This window comes from Promicromonospora sp. NPDC019610, from assembly GCF_044389365.1.
Classification (GTDB): domain Bacteria; phylum Actinomycetota; class Actinomycetes; order Actinomycetales; family Cellulomonadaceae; genus Promicromonospora.
The window spans coordinates 2,008,821-2,023,287 of sequence record NZ_JBIRXX010000001.1 but is presented as its reverse complement, the minus strand read 5'-3'; the positions used below and the strand labels follow the sequence as shown (position 1 = coordinate 2,023,287).

General features: G+C 63.6%; 11 protein-coding genes. 5 read left to right on the top strand and 6 right to left on the bottom strand.

The features are described from left to right. Nucleotides 1–113: 113 nt before the first annotated feature. The 6 genes from ACH45N_RS09005 to ACH45N_RS08980 all read right to left on the bottom strand — a co-directional run bounded on the left by ACH45N_RS09005 (nt 114) and on the right by ACH45N_RS08980 (nt 8,135). A complete protein-coding gene (locus tag ACH45N_RS09005) occupies nt 114–1,553 on the bottom strand; it encodes a hypothetical protein (RefSeq protein ID WP_397393056.1) in 1,440 nt (479 codons plus the stop codon). A 421-nt stretch (nt 1,554–1,974) separates the two neighbouring features. Next, nucleotides 1,975–5,019 carry a DEAD/DEAH box helicase gene (locus ACH45N_RS09000; RefSeq protein WP_397393054.1) on the bottom strand — a complete coding sequence of 1,015 codons (3,045 nt, stop codon included), beginning with the start codon at nt 5,017–5,019 and terminating at the stop codon, nt 1,975–1,977. Between the two features lie 321 nt (nt 5,020–5,340). Beyond that, nucleotides 5,341–6,801, bottom strand: coding sequence for a ThiF family adenylyltransferase (locus ACH45N_RS08995; protein WP_397393052.1), 1,461 nt, complete (start codon nt 6,799–6,801; stop codon nt 5,341–5,343). A 19-nt stretch (nt 6,802–6,820) separates the two neighbouring features. Beyond that, nucleotides 6,821–7,201 (bottom strand): hypothetical protein, encoded by a 381-nt coding sequence (locus ACH45N_RS08990; RefSeq protein ID WP_397393051.1) that lies wholly within the window; start codon nt 7,199–7,201, stop codon nt 6,821–6,823. After that, nucleotides 7,198–7,635 (bottom strand): multiubiquitin domain-containing protein, encoded by a 438-nt coding sequence (locus ACH45N_RS08985; RefSeq protein ID WP_397393050.1) that lies wholly within the window; start codon nt 7,633–7,635, stop codon nt 7,198–7,200. The genes ACH45N_RS08990 and ACH45N_RS08985 overlap by 4 nt, the downstream gene beginning before the upstream one ends. Before the next feature lie 173 nt (nt 7,636–7,808). After that, nucleotides 7,809–8,135: a hypothetical protein gene (locus tag ACH45N_RS08980; RefSeq protein ID WP_397393049.1), complete on the bottom strand. Its 327-nt coding sequence runs from the start codon at nt 8,133–8,135 to the stop codon at nt 7,809–7,811. Between ACH45N_RS08980 and ACH45N_RS08975 the strand changes: the two genes are divergently transcribed. From ACH45N_RS08975 to ACH45N_RS08955, 5 genes are all read left to right on the top strand, one after another. Further along, complete coding sequence (locus tag ACH45N_RS08975; protein WP_397393048.1) at nt 8,116–9,219, top strand: HigA family addiction module antitoxin; 1,104 nt, start codon at nt 8,116–8,118, stop codon at nt 9,217–9,219. The two genes, ACH45N_RS08980 and ACH45N_RS08975, sit on opposite strands and share 20 nt — an antisense overlap. 281 nt (nt 9,220–9,500) lie before the next feature. Next, the gene (locus tag ACH45N_RS08970; protein ID WP_397393047.1) at nt 9,501–9,704 is read left to right on the top strand and encodes an alpha/beta hydrolase family protein; all 204 of its coding nucleotides are present in this window, start codon (nt 9,501–9,503) and stop codon (nt 9,702–9,704) included. A gap of 1,361 nt (nt 9,705–11,065) precedes the next feature. After that, nucleotides 11,066–11,620 carry a hypothetical protein gene (locus tag ACH45N_RS08965; protein WP_397393046.1) on the top strand — a complete coding sequence of 185 codons (555 nt, stop codon included), beginning with the start codon at nt 11,066–11,068 and terminating at the stop codon, nt 11,618–11,620. Between the two features lie 189 nt (nt 11,621–11,809). After that, entirely contained in the window at nt 11,810–13,042 is a 1,233-nt protein-coding gene (locus ACH45N_RS08960; protein WP_397393045.1) for an RES family NAD+ phosphorylase, read from the top strand. 752 nt (nt 13,043–13,794) lie between these two features. Beyond that, nucleotides 13,795–14,433 (top strand): LysE family translocator, encoded by a 639-nt coding sequence (locus ACH45N_RS08955; RefSeq protein WP_397393837.1) that lies wholly within the window; start codon nt 13,795–13,797, stop codon nt 14,431–14,433. The last annotated feature ends 34 nt before the right edge of the window (nt 14,434–14,467 follow it).

Genomic DNA, 14,467 nt, shown 5'->3' with positions numbered 1-14,467 from the left:
AGCGGCTGCGGAGCACTAGAAGTGCCAAAAATGAGATGGGGTGATCACCATCGGGTTGTCGAGAGCGTGGTGCCCACGGTCGCAGCGTGCTCTGACCTCCGGTTTGGTGCACCTTACGCCCCTCCTCGGTCTCGGGGCAGGGTCTCCGCCTCGGTGGAACCGCCGGTCATCCACACGCCATCTGACGTGATGCGCAATTGGTATGTGTCGAAGGTTTGCTCGAGCTTCCACAGCTTCGTGGTGCCACTTCGGTGGTCGCCGAGAACACTGTCGCCCTTGCCAGTCAGGTGCACAGCGAGAAGGCGAATGATCCACCGGTTCATCTGGCTCACGAGGATCGATTCGCGCGGATCGGGGAACTCGCCTCGATCGGCATGCTTGATCGTGTTGTAGTTATTGGCGATCGCTTGTGCCATGCCCTCGATGCTCGCGATCTGCACTGGCCAGCTAATGCCAAGCAAGTGGAGACACCGATAGGCGTGGGTCGCCGTCGTGACACGGCCGCGCCGGTACGTGGAATCTTCGCCCCTGCGTTTTCCGATCTTGTGGCTTGCGGCCTCGATGCTTGTGAAGGTCGACATTACTACTTCCTCGGCGAGCATATCTGGGCGCCCGAATGTGTTGACGGCCGGGAGGATGAACCGCTTCCAGGATTCGTAGTTCTCGGCCCATGTTGTCAGGCCGTCAGGTCCGACCTGTTCTAGATGGGCGATGGGCCTGTCCTTCACCTCGGGCATTGGACGCGCACGCTCGCGGATGGTGCTCGCGCTAAGTAGGTCGACGAACTGCGCGCTGCCCGCATTGTCGACGAAACGGTCGTCGCGGAGTCGGTGACGTCGCAATGCAATCCGCACACCGTAGAGCAGCACAAGAAGGTTGGTTAGCTTGCGCTGCTCAACCAGGTGGTCTTCAAACCGACGCGGCTCGGGGAACGAACTGTCAAGCACCACGTCGTCAACTACGAGGAGCCTGCGGCCACGCCTGTCGTCTTCTCGCGTGGAGCGCCAGGTCGACTTCAAGGTCAAGGTGGCTGCGCCCTGCTCCCAGGTAACCGGCTCATCAGTCGTGAGGTTCACGGTAAAGCTGTGCGCCCGGCTGGTGTGGTTGTCTGGGTCGCTGGCGAAGTTCGTTGTCATCGACGTCAATCCAGCCCAATCGTTCAGTTGGTCAAGCCAACTTCTGACTTGCTGGATTTCGAGTTGGTCCGCGAGCGGGCCGAGGCGGTGGCCGAGCACGGTCTCGCCCGCTCTGAATGTCCCGCGTCCTGCAGCGAGACCACTTGGCGAAGAATGCCCGTTCCAGCGCAGGTCGAACAGCGAGATGGGACCCTTAACGGATTGGAAGAGGAGATTCGAAGGTGGGGTTCGGGAATCGAACCAATCCTGTACGTGCATGAACTGGCCGGTCTCGTCGCCTGCGAAAAATGGGATCTCGACAAGGACGCCGCGAACGTCGTCAAGTGTGAGGGTTGCACCGACGTACGGTGTTTCCTCGCTTTCATCGACAAGTAGGCCCGCAAGAGCCTGTCCGAATTCCAACTGCTCGATCACCATGTACGTCGCCCTCCGCCACTATCTCGACTGGTCGATTGTGTTGGCTGGACCGTGGTGTCGCCAGCAACCCTGCGGGTGAACCCTGCGTTGTGCAGCCAGGTCGCGTGTCGGCAAAGCCATGCTCCTCGAGCACGTCCTACGCTGAATGCGACGCCAGCAAGCCAACCCTCGCGAGACGACGCGCCGAACACATCGACCGTTTGTGGTCGCCGGTCGGCGACCACCCGGGTGGCCCTGGGCCCGCAACAGACCCGGACTGCCGGTGACGGCCTCGCAGCTGAACAGCTCGGCCACGGTCACCGGCGCCGGCTCCGTGCCGACGGTCGCGGACTCCTCCGTGTGGTTGAGCACGAACAGCCACGACGTCGCTCCTGGCCTGCCGGTCGCCGCGTCCTGTGTCGGCGAGCCGGCGCCTCTCATCTTAGGGCGAGCAGAAGACGCGCAAGCGGATGCCGCACTGTTGGGCCGCACTCCACAGACCGGTGAGTAGGACGTAGGCCTGCGCCGTGTGTGGCTCTGGGTGCTCGTCGGCCAGCGCTTCTTTGAGCTTGGCCTTCGACAATGATGCACCCGCGACGACCCACACCTCGCGGTGATAGGCGTGGGTCTGGATGCGCCGATTGATTTCCTCCCAAAGGGCGCGGTTAGCTAACCCGGGTTCTTTCGCTGGAATGCGGACCCGCCTGACCCCACGGCTGCCCTTGACCTTCCATGGATTGGACCAGTACTCGGTCTTTGGACAGTCCGTGTTGCCGAGTGTCAGGTAGCGCAGATTCTTAGTTGCTTGGCTCGCGACCTCATGGAATGCGGCAGCCGATAGTTCGCTACCGACAACAGCACCGGTCGCCTGTTTTTTCTTGGTGGCTTTAGCATGGATAAAGGCGACTGTGGAATCATCGTAGGCGATGAAGTCAGCAATTTCGGCGTACAGGTCGGTGCAGATGAGGAAAGGGGGACCGGCTGTAAACTGGTCCGGCACGAGCTTGGTCTCAATTATTCCGAACACAGAGTCGACCGGCCAACCGTCACCCGAATCAGGGGTTCCCTTCTCCTCGTAGGCGTTGGCCAGTTCCTGCTCGGCGGTGAGGAGCCCGAGGATCCCATCATCACCGGTACGCCGCTTGGCGAGATCCCAGAAGTATCCATGCGAGTAGACGGCACCCGAACGCGTCGCCACCCGGAACGACTGGTTGACGTTGATGGAATCGACCAAACTGCGGCGACTTCCTCCGGGAACGTTGTGCGCGCTCGCATCAAGCTCGGGCGACAAGATGCGGTACCGGCGCCGGCTGCTGTCCCAGGCGACTGAAGCCTCGATCGTGGCGCCAGCTACCTTGATCACGAAGCGTCCGCTTTCGTCGACTTCGCCACCAGATTCTTCCACCACACCCGAGTCGAAGGCGGTCGGGTCGTCGGCGAACCAGTCCGCGTCAAGGTCAAGGAGGACATGCAGGGGCTTGGCGTCGGTGGGCGGTGTCGCTTCGGCCGCGTAGCGGCCCAGTGAGGGAGCCGTGGCAGCAGTGCCATTCAGCTCGGCTGCCCGGGCACATACCCAAGCGTAGTAGTCCCCGAAGGAGCCGGAGTAGGCGTGACGGTCGTGGATGCGACTGTTCTTGGTGCCGACATAGCGAGCGACGCCCCCGGAGCCGTCGTCGCTCGTCTCTCCGGCGTCTGACACCACGGCTTGAGCGTTCGACCAGGCGTACGTCGACTCGCCGATCTCGGAAGCCACATTGTCCAGGTCGCGAGCCCGCAAGCTGCGTGACCGAATCGAGTCTCGTCCTAGGTCGGAGTTGACTAGCGACACACTGGTGACGGTTGCACCTGCGGGTAGCGCCTGGTGAAGACTGGCTATCCCCGGCCGACTGAACGCTTCGACGAGGGCACGAGGTGCGGCGCCCTCACTGTCGGTGAGGAAGACGAATCCGTCGTGCCACACCAGCGCTGTGTAGCCGAGGCGTGTCTCGATATGAGAGGCGTTCTTCAGTACGGGGGAGTTGGCCAGGGCGATCCAGGGGATGACTCGTGCGTTGGGGAGATCGTTGGGAGCGACGGGGTCGTAGACGAGCCGGCTCGCGTGCCGCCACTCAAGGGCGATGGAGTCGACGAGGAGCTCGAAGCTTTCCTGAGTCAGGCGCTTGCGCGCGTTGCTTTCGACTTTCTGCTCGTCCCGCCACACACGGACGTTGGTCGAGTACGCAAACTCTCGCCACAGATCCGATGAACCCAGGTCGAGATTGCGGCGGAACTGACCGCTCCAGTAGACGTGGCGTGGTTGTCCCTCGAGCAGCTCGCTCGCGAGCGAGGGGAACGTGGCAACAGCTGCGGAAGGTGTGTGCAGGTCGTAGTCCAGGTAGCGCTGCCACGTACCGCAGACATCGTCGACGTTGGATGCGAAGACGAGCGCGGGTGCGGGTGGCGTGCGCGAGGGGTTACGCAGAATCCGCCCGATCTGTTGGATGGTGGAACGGTCGTTGCGGAAGGCGTTGTGGAAGGCAAGCACGCGGAGGTTGGGATCGTCGAAGCCTTCGCTGAGCTTGTACTGGTGGACCCAGAACCGGCTGGGTGGCCGATCGCGGGGTGCAGGGACCGAGACCCGGAGGCTGGCGTCCCCGGATTTGTCGAAGCGGTCATGGAAGCCGATGGCGGTCTCGCCACGCGCGTTCAGGGTCGCGACAATGTTTCGCACGGCTTCGTGGTCCCCGCAGCGGATGAGGACTTTCTCCTCCGGGCCGACGCCGTGTTTCGCCAGGCCAGCGAGAAGTGCGGTGGCGAAGGCGGCGTGATCGGAGCTTGGCCCCAGGGACTCGAACGTGGGGCGGCGGAGGATGCGTTCTGCCTCTGCCTCGCGGTGGCCGTACCGGTAGTTGTAACTGGGCACGATTTCGAAGTAGCGGTTGTCGTTGCGGAACGCCGTCGCGGTAAGTAGGCAGGTCTTCAGCTTCATGGCCCGGATCGCCTGCGACCAGAACTCAGACGGTTGATAGTGGCATTCGTCTACGACAGCGAATCCGACGTTGCGGAACGCCGCCTGCATGTCCGTAGCATTGCGACCTTTGAGGTTCCATGCCGTCAGGACCTTTGCAATGGTACCTACCCAGACGCGACGGTGCGGCGGCTTCTGTTGGAGGAGGTCGAACCACTTGTTCGCTGAAGGGATGCGGTGGACCGCCAGACCAGCTGGCTTGTCGACACCTAGGTTGGCCCACTGGCGCGCCGACAGGTCTTCAGCCAACTGGCTGGACAAGCCCTTCCAGGGCGTGAGGACGATGACGTCGCGGCTTAGGTCGCCGGCCGTGGTGACGAGGCTGGCGATGACGGCGGTCTTTCCTGTCCCCGTTGGCATGGAGACGAGTGCCGAGCCGGCCGCAGCGGCGGCGGTGTCATCCAGGTAGCGCTCGAACGTGTCGACCGCCCGGTCCTGGTGAGGCCACAAAGGCAAGACAGCCGCGCCGTTGATAGCCAACTTGTCGTCCGTTCTTTCGGAGGTCGGTCGTGACTTCGCTCTCTATCGGTATATGTAGACAGCCACACGTTCATCGTGTGCGCCACTCAAGCCGTGCGCTAGGCGGGACGGCCGTGTGGATAGGTGACACCGGACGCGTCGGACCGAGCATCGTCGATGCGATGACGTACTCCTGCCCGGCCGCTGCATGCCCTGGCCTGCGGCTTCGTATGCGCGATGGTGCGTGTGACGACGACCTAACAGGGTGTGCTTTCCGTGGTCCGCCGCCAGATCGTCGATCGCTCGGACAGTTTGCTGCCCAAACCCCTCAGCCCCACAGCGCTATCTGATTCTGGAAATTGCGTGCTGCAGGAGATCCTCGGCCGCCGCAAGGGCGCGCAGGCGGAGCGGGTTCCTCTTGGTCGCACGCTCGTGGACGACCGTGCGCCAGTCTTCACGATGCTCGGCGATCGGAGTACGGGCGTCGCCGGAGGCCGTCGCGTTCTCGTAGGGACAGTGCAGGCCGGTATTCGCCCGGGAGTGCTCGAGAGAGTGAGTGGACAGGATGTAGCGCAGTGGTGCCGGGATGCCACGGCCGCCCGGGTGGGCGGTCAGGCTGACGAACTGTGCCAGCAAGGCGGCGCTGACACTCGCGGAGAGCGCGGCGACGTTCTGCCGGGAAGGCGCATCTCGATGAGCTCCAGCGATGTACTCCGGGTCGTTGAGTAGCCCTTCCTTATCCAAGGAAATGTCGCCCATGACGAGCTGTCCGAGGCAGACCATGCACGGTCCGCCGGGCACCAGGGTGTGCGCGCGCCAGATCCCGTTGCGCATCCTCCCGTCCGGGAGAGTGTCGAGTGCGATCCCACCATCAATGACGGGGATGAGGTCGGCATAGGCGATCGCGTTGAGCGCCGCGCGCGGCCAGGGTCCGTCAACGCAAGAGAAGATGACGTCGTAGTCGAGTGCAGCACTTAGGCCGACGGGGTCAGTAATGCTGAGCTCGTGGCGCCGAACCTGGAACGACTCCGCAGTCGCGGACGACTTCATCAGACGCGCCGCAACGTCGACCTTGGACCGTCCTAGTGCGGCATCGAGACGGGTCGCGCCGATCATACGATCCAGGTTCACCGTCTCGACCGCGTCGTAATCCATCACGCCCACCGTCGCTAGGCCCGTTGCGGCGAGGCGCTGCGCGACGTCGAGACCGACGCTGCCGCTGCCGACGACCAGGACACGCAGGCGTGAGATCGAAGCCTGCGTGCGTTCGCCCCACGATGAGACCGTGCGCTGCTGTGAACGCGTCACCCGGGGGATGCGACGAAGCTCGTCGTTCCAGGTGACAGCGAGCTTCGGCGAGACCGACCGCACTGACTCCGCCCATGTGGGCCCGCTTCGGTCGAACCAAAAGCGGGCCGACCAGGAGATGTCGCGTCCGCCGAGCGTCATGCCGAGGAGTGGCATCTTCGCGATCCCGCGTGCGACGCGCTCGTACTCCGACTCGGTTTCCTGGTCCATGTCGCTGAGCTGTTGCCAGCCGCTACCGCGTGGGTGGGAGTGGAGAAGCACAACTCCGTGGCCAAGCGCACGTGCCTGCGTCGATGCGCGCAGAACGTATCCGCTGGTGAAGGAGGCGTTGCCGTGCACGTGGCGCTCGCCCTCACGAGGGAAGATCACCGACTTGATGAGGGCCGTCGTGCGCTCAATGCCGGTGGAACGGACGTAGGTCGCGATGAGCACGTCTTCCTGTCCGTCGTCGCGGAGGAGGTGATCCCGCATGGTCGCTTCGACCTCGCCCGTCATGGCCACGGAGTACCGCATATCAGGCAGCCTTCGGAATGGCCGTGGATATGAAGCCGCGCACGTGCCTCAGCCAAGCGAGAGCCAGCGGCACGGACGTGTCGGTGTAGTTGAACTCGCGGGAGTGTCGCTTCCATCCGGGCGGGCAGTCGGTGCCATCCATGTTCGTCTGGGTGAACGTGACCGACTCAGGTAGGTGGATCCAGTGCGGCGGGACGGCAGGCCAGCTCTGCACCTCGGACACGCTCACCCCGGTGGTCACGATCTGCCCCGCAAGTGCGCCGTGCACAGCCATCACGTCGTAGAGAATCCGAGGGCCGTCGGCCCGCGCCGGGGCACCCACAGCAGTCATGTCGTCGACGAACTGCTGGGCCGCCCCGGTCAGGACGACAGTGCCGCTCAAGCGACACCGCCAACGTGCTTGGCGGTGACGAACTCGTCACCGGTCTTGATCCTGACGACCTGCTCGTCGCGGAACAGTTCGGTATCGCCAGACGGCAGGATGCGGGCGAGGTCGTAGCCGGCAGGGTCCACGCCCGCCAGACGAAGCAGGGCGGCTGCGCTCTGGTCATCGTCGTATGAGCTATGGGATTCGCCGTCGATGGTGAATCGAACCTTCTTGCGAGAGGCGAACCGCGCGCCGTCCTTGAGGTTGACGATCTGACCGTCACCGATCCTGGCCTCGACACCGTTGTTCTTCACGAGGAAGAGGTCGAAGGCCTTCGGGTCTCGACCAGCGAGTCGCAGAAGCGCGGAAGCTTCCTGGTCCTCGTCGTGCACGGTGAACGTCTTGTCATCGATGACGACCTGCAGGGCCGTCGGGGTTGAGGGGGCCATCTGGCCCTCCTTCCTTGTAGCGTGTCGCTCCCGCTCCCAGATGGGATACAGGTAGCATGTACCTGTCGGGTAAAGCCCACCGTACCACAAGTACCGTTTACCAAAGAGGTAAAGCCTTGCAACTAGCGTGGTCAGACCCTCGGCTCGAGGGCTGGTGTCTCACCGGAGCGCGCCTAAGCGCTACCCTCGGCGCGCACGCCGACGCCGCAGAGGACCTTCTGCACGTCGTCTCCCAGGCCCCCCGGCTCGAGCACCTCGCTACGTTCCAAAGCGTCCGAATCGACGTCGACGCCGGAAATCTGACCCTTTCGATCGAGGAGGTTGACATGCACGCACGGCCACTCAGCCCCGATGGTGCGCCGCACGCCCTTGCGAACCGGGCGTCGTTGCCCGATCACGCCCTGTCCCAAGCGCTCCTTATCCAAGATCTCCTCGTTCAGGGCCAGTCGATCCTCCGGCTCAGGAGCTGATCGGGACCTCATGACGACGTACACCGCCACCGACGCCCACTTCGATTTCCCGCCTCGCCCTGGTCGCTTGCTGCAACGGGAGCTCGACGCACGCTCTATCAGCCAAGCGCAACTAGCCGCGCGCACCGGGTTGAGCCCGAAGCACATCAATCTCGTCATCAAAGGAACAGCCCCGCTTTCACCCGATGTCGCGGTTACCCTCGAACAGGTACTTGGGACATCTGCCGAAACCTGGCTCCGACTGGAAGCGGCGCATCAGGCGCAAGAGGCACGGCACGAGAAGCGCAACGCTCTCGAAGGTTTCGTCGACTGGGCGAAGGCCTTTCCTCGCCGAGTTCTCGTCGACCGCAACGTGATCGATCCGGAAGACTCAGGCGCCGAGCTCGTGGCGAAACTTCTCGCCTTCTTCTCGGTAGCGTCGCCGAGCGCGTACACGAAAACTTGGCTCGAGCCACAAGCGTCCTACAAGAGAAGCCAAGTCCATGCCATCGATCCGAACTTAACAGCGCTTTGGCTGCGGCTGTCCGAACTGCACGCGGCTGGCCTCATCGCCAACGCGCGAACATATGATCCGGAAAGGCTGCGAGCCGCCGCTGCAATGATTCCCAGGCTCACGGTCCATGACGCAGGGAGGGCATTCAAAGAAACGCAGAGTCTGCTGCTTGACGCGGGCGTCGTTCTCGTGTTTGTGCCAGAGATCCCAAACACGCGGATCAGCGGCGTTTCACGATGGATACACGGAACGCCAATGATCGCGGTGACCAGCCGATACAAGTCTTTCGACGGACTGTGGTTTACGATTCTGCATGAAATCGCTCACGTGCTTCTTCACCCCAAGAGAAGCACTTTTATAGATGACGGCTTCAAGGCAAACGACGATGCGGACTCGCAAGAGACCGCCGCAAACGCGTTTGCTGAAAACCACCTAATTCCACCGGACTACCAGGCCATCCTCTCCGCGACAACGACAGCAGAGGCGATCCGCTCGCTCGCCGACACGCTTGGCGTGTCTCCCAGCGTGGTCGCAGGGCAGTGGGCCTTCCGGACCAGCACTTGGGGCGGGCCGATCGCCAAGCTACGCAACAAGGTTGACCTCGCTGAGGTACTCGCGTAAGGACGGTGTTACACCGAGAGCGATTGCTTGTCCGTGTGCCTGTACCGGAACGATCATCGCGTCCCATCCCCTCCCTAAACTCGTCAGGCGGTTCCAGGTCACGTTTGTGACCTGCCGTTACTGGCGCAGGCTCCTATTCGAGTTGGCGAATGCCCGCAGCCTTGGCGCGTTCAGGGGGTGAGGTGTGCGGCCGGGACCATCCGGGTCAGTGTTCGGGTGTTGCCCGATCCGCCTCGCAGTCCTGGGTGCCGATATTCCATGGACCTGGCAGCCGGGCAGGCATGACGATCCACATCATGCGTGGCAGTGACGACGAGGTCGTGCCGTTCGAGCAGAGCGTCGTTCTCGGCGACGCCCTGGTGGCGGCAGGCCACCGGATCGAGTTCTACCGGCTCGAGGGAGCCGGCCACGGCGCGGGCGCGTTCTTCGGCGAGCCCGTCATGGACATCGTCGACCAATTCCTGAAAGAGAACCTCGAACAGTGACCGCGCAGGCGCAGAACTGGAGCGTTTCGGGACTGCTGCACGAATAGGTGACACGTGCCGCACCGTTTCGGTATGAGCACCATGCTGGGGGCACCGGATCGCGACTGAAGCTCTCTACCAACTTGGCTTGACGTATCCCCGCGGAGGGAAGCGAGCGGAGCCTCGAGCACCAGCCCCCACCCCACGTACCAGGATTACCGCAGCGTCCACTGTCGACGTCCACCTCGGGTCGCGCAGACCATCCTCCGCCAGCAACTTGGTCAGGTGGGTAAGTACCCTGCGTGCCGCGACGGGAGAAGCCTGCACCCGCCCGACGCACTCGTCGATCCCATGCTCGGTCGTCGTGACGGTCTCCACGACCTCGACGGCGATGGCCCCGGCGGCCGCGGCGCGGCGTTCCTCGTATGCGGCGCGGCGGCACCGCTGCGAGCACCATCTCGCTGGCCTACCGGTCGCCCTGACCGGGATTCGGCTCCCACACCGAGGACACGCGCTATCGCTCCCCGCGCGACGCCCAGCGGGCCCCCGCTTCGTGAGCGCACGAGACCCGTTGTCCCCGAAGCTGGCAGAACCTTTGTCGACGCTCATACTCCCACCCAAGTTTCGTACGGACGGAACCGCTCGCGGCTTGTGCAGTAGGTGTGTGGCCTCCGTCGGGGCGGTCCGCGGGACCCGTCTGTGTATCCGCTTGGCCGCGCACCACGGTCGTCGCGCCGCCGGGCCAGTCACGCGCGTGCGTTGTCGCGTTCTAGTGCGTCGCCGTGGCCGCTCGCCGCCCGTGTCCGCGCTGCCGAGTACTGGAGCGGCGTGACGATGGGCCCCTCTGGGAAACGCGAACAGCCTCCTCGGGGGCATGCGAAGAGGCCATCATCGCCGGAATGCCTCATGGCGCTGATACCTGTGGCAGGCACTACCGACGTCCGGTAACTGGCCGGGCGGGCAGCCCAAGCAGCGGCGGACAGTCCAGTCCTGGTCCAGCCGGCACCCCAACTGGACAGCTTCGGATCCGCGCCTTCAACGCTGCAGATACCGGGCTGGCGGGGTCCACGAGGACGCTACAAAGGCTCGGGTGAATCTGCACTTCACCCAGTCCACTCGGGGCCCGGTCCGATCAGTGTGACAGGCCGTTGGGCTGGGCCTGGGGCATAAAGGGTGAGGAAGCATGCCGCACAGGGCGTTGGGCACTTGACGAAAGCGTCGGCGCCCTTGCGACGCGCCCTGACCTGTGGCCACGCTCGGTCAGCCACCGCTACTATGCCGCCCCGGGATCACGGACTGCTCAACGACGCAAGTCTGATGTGGCTCGATCTGTAGGCCGCCTAGCCGCATGAGGGCGGTAGGCCGCGCGAAGGAGTGACAGGATGGAATGGTCGACGGTTGTCGGACTGCTGACCGCCGTGGTCGCGGTCGCGGGCTCTGTGCTATCCGGCTGGTTATCTCAGCGCGCCGTACGAACGTCGAACAGGGAGGCATGGGAGCATCAGAAACTCCTGCGGCAGCTCGAACTAAACGCGCACCGCGACAAGGACCGAGATTCGGAGCTGCGTCAGGTGTACGTCGAATTCAACGCGGCAGCTAGGCACTATCTCGCGCGGCTGAAGGACCTGTATCACGAGATGGAGTCGGTCGATGTCAACTTGCTGAAAGCTCTCGAGAACGTCGACACGGTCAAAGCCGAGTACCGGCACAAGTACGCGATCGCTCAGATGCTTGTGCCTGACAGCGTGCTCCCCCACGTTCGAGCAACGAACAGGCAGCTGGGGTACATCTATGGACCGCTTGCCGCGGCCATACGGAGCGCCGGTGCCACAACGCTCGACCATGGCAAGCTCCGGGCGACCATCAATCAAACATGGGACGAGCTTGCCACCCTACGGACGGAGATGCGTCGTGACCTGGGTACGAGCGCGGCGTAGGTCGCGGTCTTGGGGGATGCACGCTTCGGTCCTCGCCGGGCTACAGCGGTTGGGCAGTGCTCGGGTCCATAGTGCGTCGGCCCATTCGGGTGGGGCTAGAGCTCACCACTCATCGAAGCCCGGAAACTGGTCACAGCGCGCAGCTGCCGCAAGTTGCCACCGACACGGACGCCTCAGGAAAGTTGGTCCATGAGTCTCGTCAAGCGCTGGATGGACGAGTTGGAGGAGCGCGGCTTCGGCGAGATAACCGACGTGCTGTGTACAGCGCACATAGTCGACGACTATCTCCAAGGTATCCTCGTCACGGAACTCACGGCTGGACATTGCTTTGTTTGCGGTCAATATGCTGACAATCAGGCGCCCGCTGAGGCAATTCTGTACAGGATGATGCCAATCCTGCGGCGCGACTTGGAGCCCGCACACGACCCGTTCGCCGCGTTCGAGACGAGCGATATTCTGAGCAACTATTTCGACGACGTTTTCGCCGGAGATGTATCGGACGAGATTATGGAGCGGTTTTCCAGCGTAGTCACTTCTACGGACTGGAATGATCGCAATTGGCTCGGCCCTTATGGCGAATCTGACCACTTCAGTCCCGCCGCCGGCTGGGGGCAGTTCTCTGACCTTGTTCAGCACACGTCTAGGTTCATATTCCTGAAGGGAAGTGACACCCGTCTTCCTGACGGCGGGCCCTCCGCGGCCTACTTCGTCGAAGACTTCAAACAGATGATCCGGCAGCACAGCAACCGACTCGTGCGCAGGTTGGATCTCGGCGAACCCCTGTACCGCGGACGGCTGATCGGGCGCCTAAGCCAGGCGCAGAGGTTGGCCAAAGCGCAAGAGCTCGGAGCTGCGCCGTCAGAACATGCGGGCGCAAACCGGATGAGCCCAGCGGGCATACCGATGTTCTATGCATCAGGCGATCCGGAGACGGCCGTTGCTGAAATCGCCGCCCACGACGCGCAACAGCGTGAACTGGCGATTGTCGGAGCTTTCAGGGCGACACGCCGCCTCGTTGTACTCGACGTTCACCCTGACAACTTGGACCTTCCTAGCGCGTTCGACCAGTCCCGAGCGGAGGAACGCAACCACTTCGGCTTCCTGCGGGCGTTCGCCTCCGATATCACACGCCCGATTCGCTTGGACGGCCGGGAGCACCGCGAATACGCCCCCACCCAAGTACTCACCGAACTCGTCCGGTGGCTCCCGAACCCACACATCGACGGCATCCGTATGCGCAGCGCGCAGACCGGCCGTCCAACATACGTTCTCTTTTTCGGCCGCGACGACGCGACTGACCACGCGTCCCCCGACCATGACGACGTCCCACTAACCCTCAAGGTGGAAGACATCGACGTCTATCGGATACGACGGCGAGTCGAATCTGAGCCCGCGCTCCGGGCACTGTGGACGCCAGAATGAGACGCGTGAAGGGCTGTCGACCTGAGCGGCCCACCCTCGAGCCGCATTCGATCTGTAGTTCAATTGGGGGACGTTGCCGATCAATGCGTCACCGGCTGGGTCCCTGCTCGACGTCGCGTCGTAGCCTCACCCTGTGGGAAGACTTCGACCCGCTTCGGATCCGGGGCAGAGCGATCTCCTGGTCAACGCGTAGCCATTCAGCGCCTGCTCGTCGATGGCGGGCAGCTACCACACTGTTCGAGACGATCACCCACTCGTCGGCCAGACCGAAGCTCCGGGCTACCGGCAGGTCCCCGATCAAGGAGCGCCCCGAAGCGAGCAGCACGTGATTGCCCGCAGCCAGGAAGCGGGGGGACGGCGTCGTGCACGGGACGTGCGCGACTGGCCCTTATTGGCCCTAACTCTCGCCAATCTGGCCCTAGTTAGGGCCAATAAGGGCCAGTCCCGACCCCACACCGACCCACTCCAGCATTACAATAAGACCAGGTCAGCGGCCATTTTCAGCCGGTTGGCCCGCATCATCCGAACGCCATCCGGCAAGGCTTCCAAACCAATTACGCGGGTTCGATTCCCGTCGCCCGCTCAGAGTGTGGAAGCCCACGTTCCAACCCGGCCTGGCGGAGCCAGAAAGCCTGAAGTTGCCCGGCCTCACCCTACCCCTGTAGCGACCGGGCCGGACCGGCAGATGAGTTATCGTGAGCGGCGCCTGCCCGTGTCGTCCGTGCAGGGACCCGCGTCCGTTGGAGCCGCTGATGTTGCCTTTGGCCAACGCGGGGGCGTTCGCGCTCGCCGCTCTCGTCCTCATCGCTATCCCTGGTCCCAGTGTGTTGTTCACCATCGGTCGGTCACTGGCGTACGGGCGGCGCGGTGGGCTGCTGTCAGTGTTGGGCAACGCCATCGGGACGCTGCCCGCAACGGCGTTGGTAACGCTAGGGCTAGGTCAACTGATCGCCGAGTCCATCGTTGTGTTCACCGCGGTAAAGATCGCCGGAGCGCTGTACCTGATGTACCTCGGCGTCCAAGCCATCCGGCACCGTCACGACCACGCGGCGCTGTCGACGGGTCCGACGCATGCGCCCAGCAGCGGTCGACAGCTCTGGCAGGGCATCGTCGTGGCGGCCACCAACCCCAAGACGCTCGTGTTCTTCGTCGCGGTACTGCCCCAGTTCGTCAGCCGCGACGCCGGTTCGGTGCCCTTGCAGCTCGCAGTCCTCGGCTGCATGTTCGCCGCGATCGCCTTGTGCTGCGACAGCATCTGGGCGCTGATCGCGGGCACGGCTCGCACGCGGCTCGGACACAACCCGCGCCGGCTGTCACAGATGGGCGCCGCTGGCGGCGTCATGATGGTCGGCCTCGGCGGAGTCCTGGTGGCCAGCGGCAACAAGCACTGACGGCTACGTGTACTGACCCGAAAGGTGTGAACGG

Bases quoted from the DNA above. Each gene is read 5' to 3' on its own strand.
- ACH45N_RS08985 (WP_397393050.1), bottom strand. From the start codon at position 7,635: ATGGCCCCCTCAACCCCGACGGCCCTGCAGGTCGTCATCGATGACAAG.
- ACH45N_RS08975 (WP_397393048.1), top strand. From the start codon at position 8,116: ATGACGACGTACACCGCCACCGACGCCCACTTCGATTTCCCGCCTCGC.
- ACH45N_RS09005 (WP_397393056.1), bottom strand. From the start codon at position 1,553: ATGGTGATCGAGCAGTTGGAATTCGGACAGGCTCTTGCGGGCCTACTT.
- ACH45N_RS08995 (WP_397393052.1), bottom strand. From the start codon at position 6,801: ATGACGGGCGAGGTCGAAGCGACCATGCGGGATCACCTCCTCCGCGAC.
- ACH45N_RS08955 (WP_397393837.1), top strand. From the start codon at position 13,795: ATGTTGCCTTTGGCCAACGCGGGGGCGTTCGCGCTCGCCGCTCTCGTC.
- ACH45N_RS08970 (WP_397393047.1), top strand. From the start codon at position 9,501: ATGACGATCCACATCATGCGTGGCAGTGACGACGAGGTCGTGCCGTTC.
- ACH45N_RS08965 (WP_397393046.1), top strand. From the start codon at position 11,066: ATGGAATGGTCGACGGTTGTCGGACTGCTGACCGCCGTGGTCGCGGTC.
- ACH45N_RS08960 (WP_397393045.1), top strand. From the start codon at position 11,810: ATGAGTCTCGTCAAGCGCTGGATGGACGAGTTGGAGGAGCGCGGCTTC.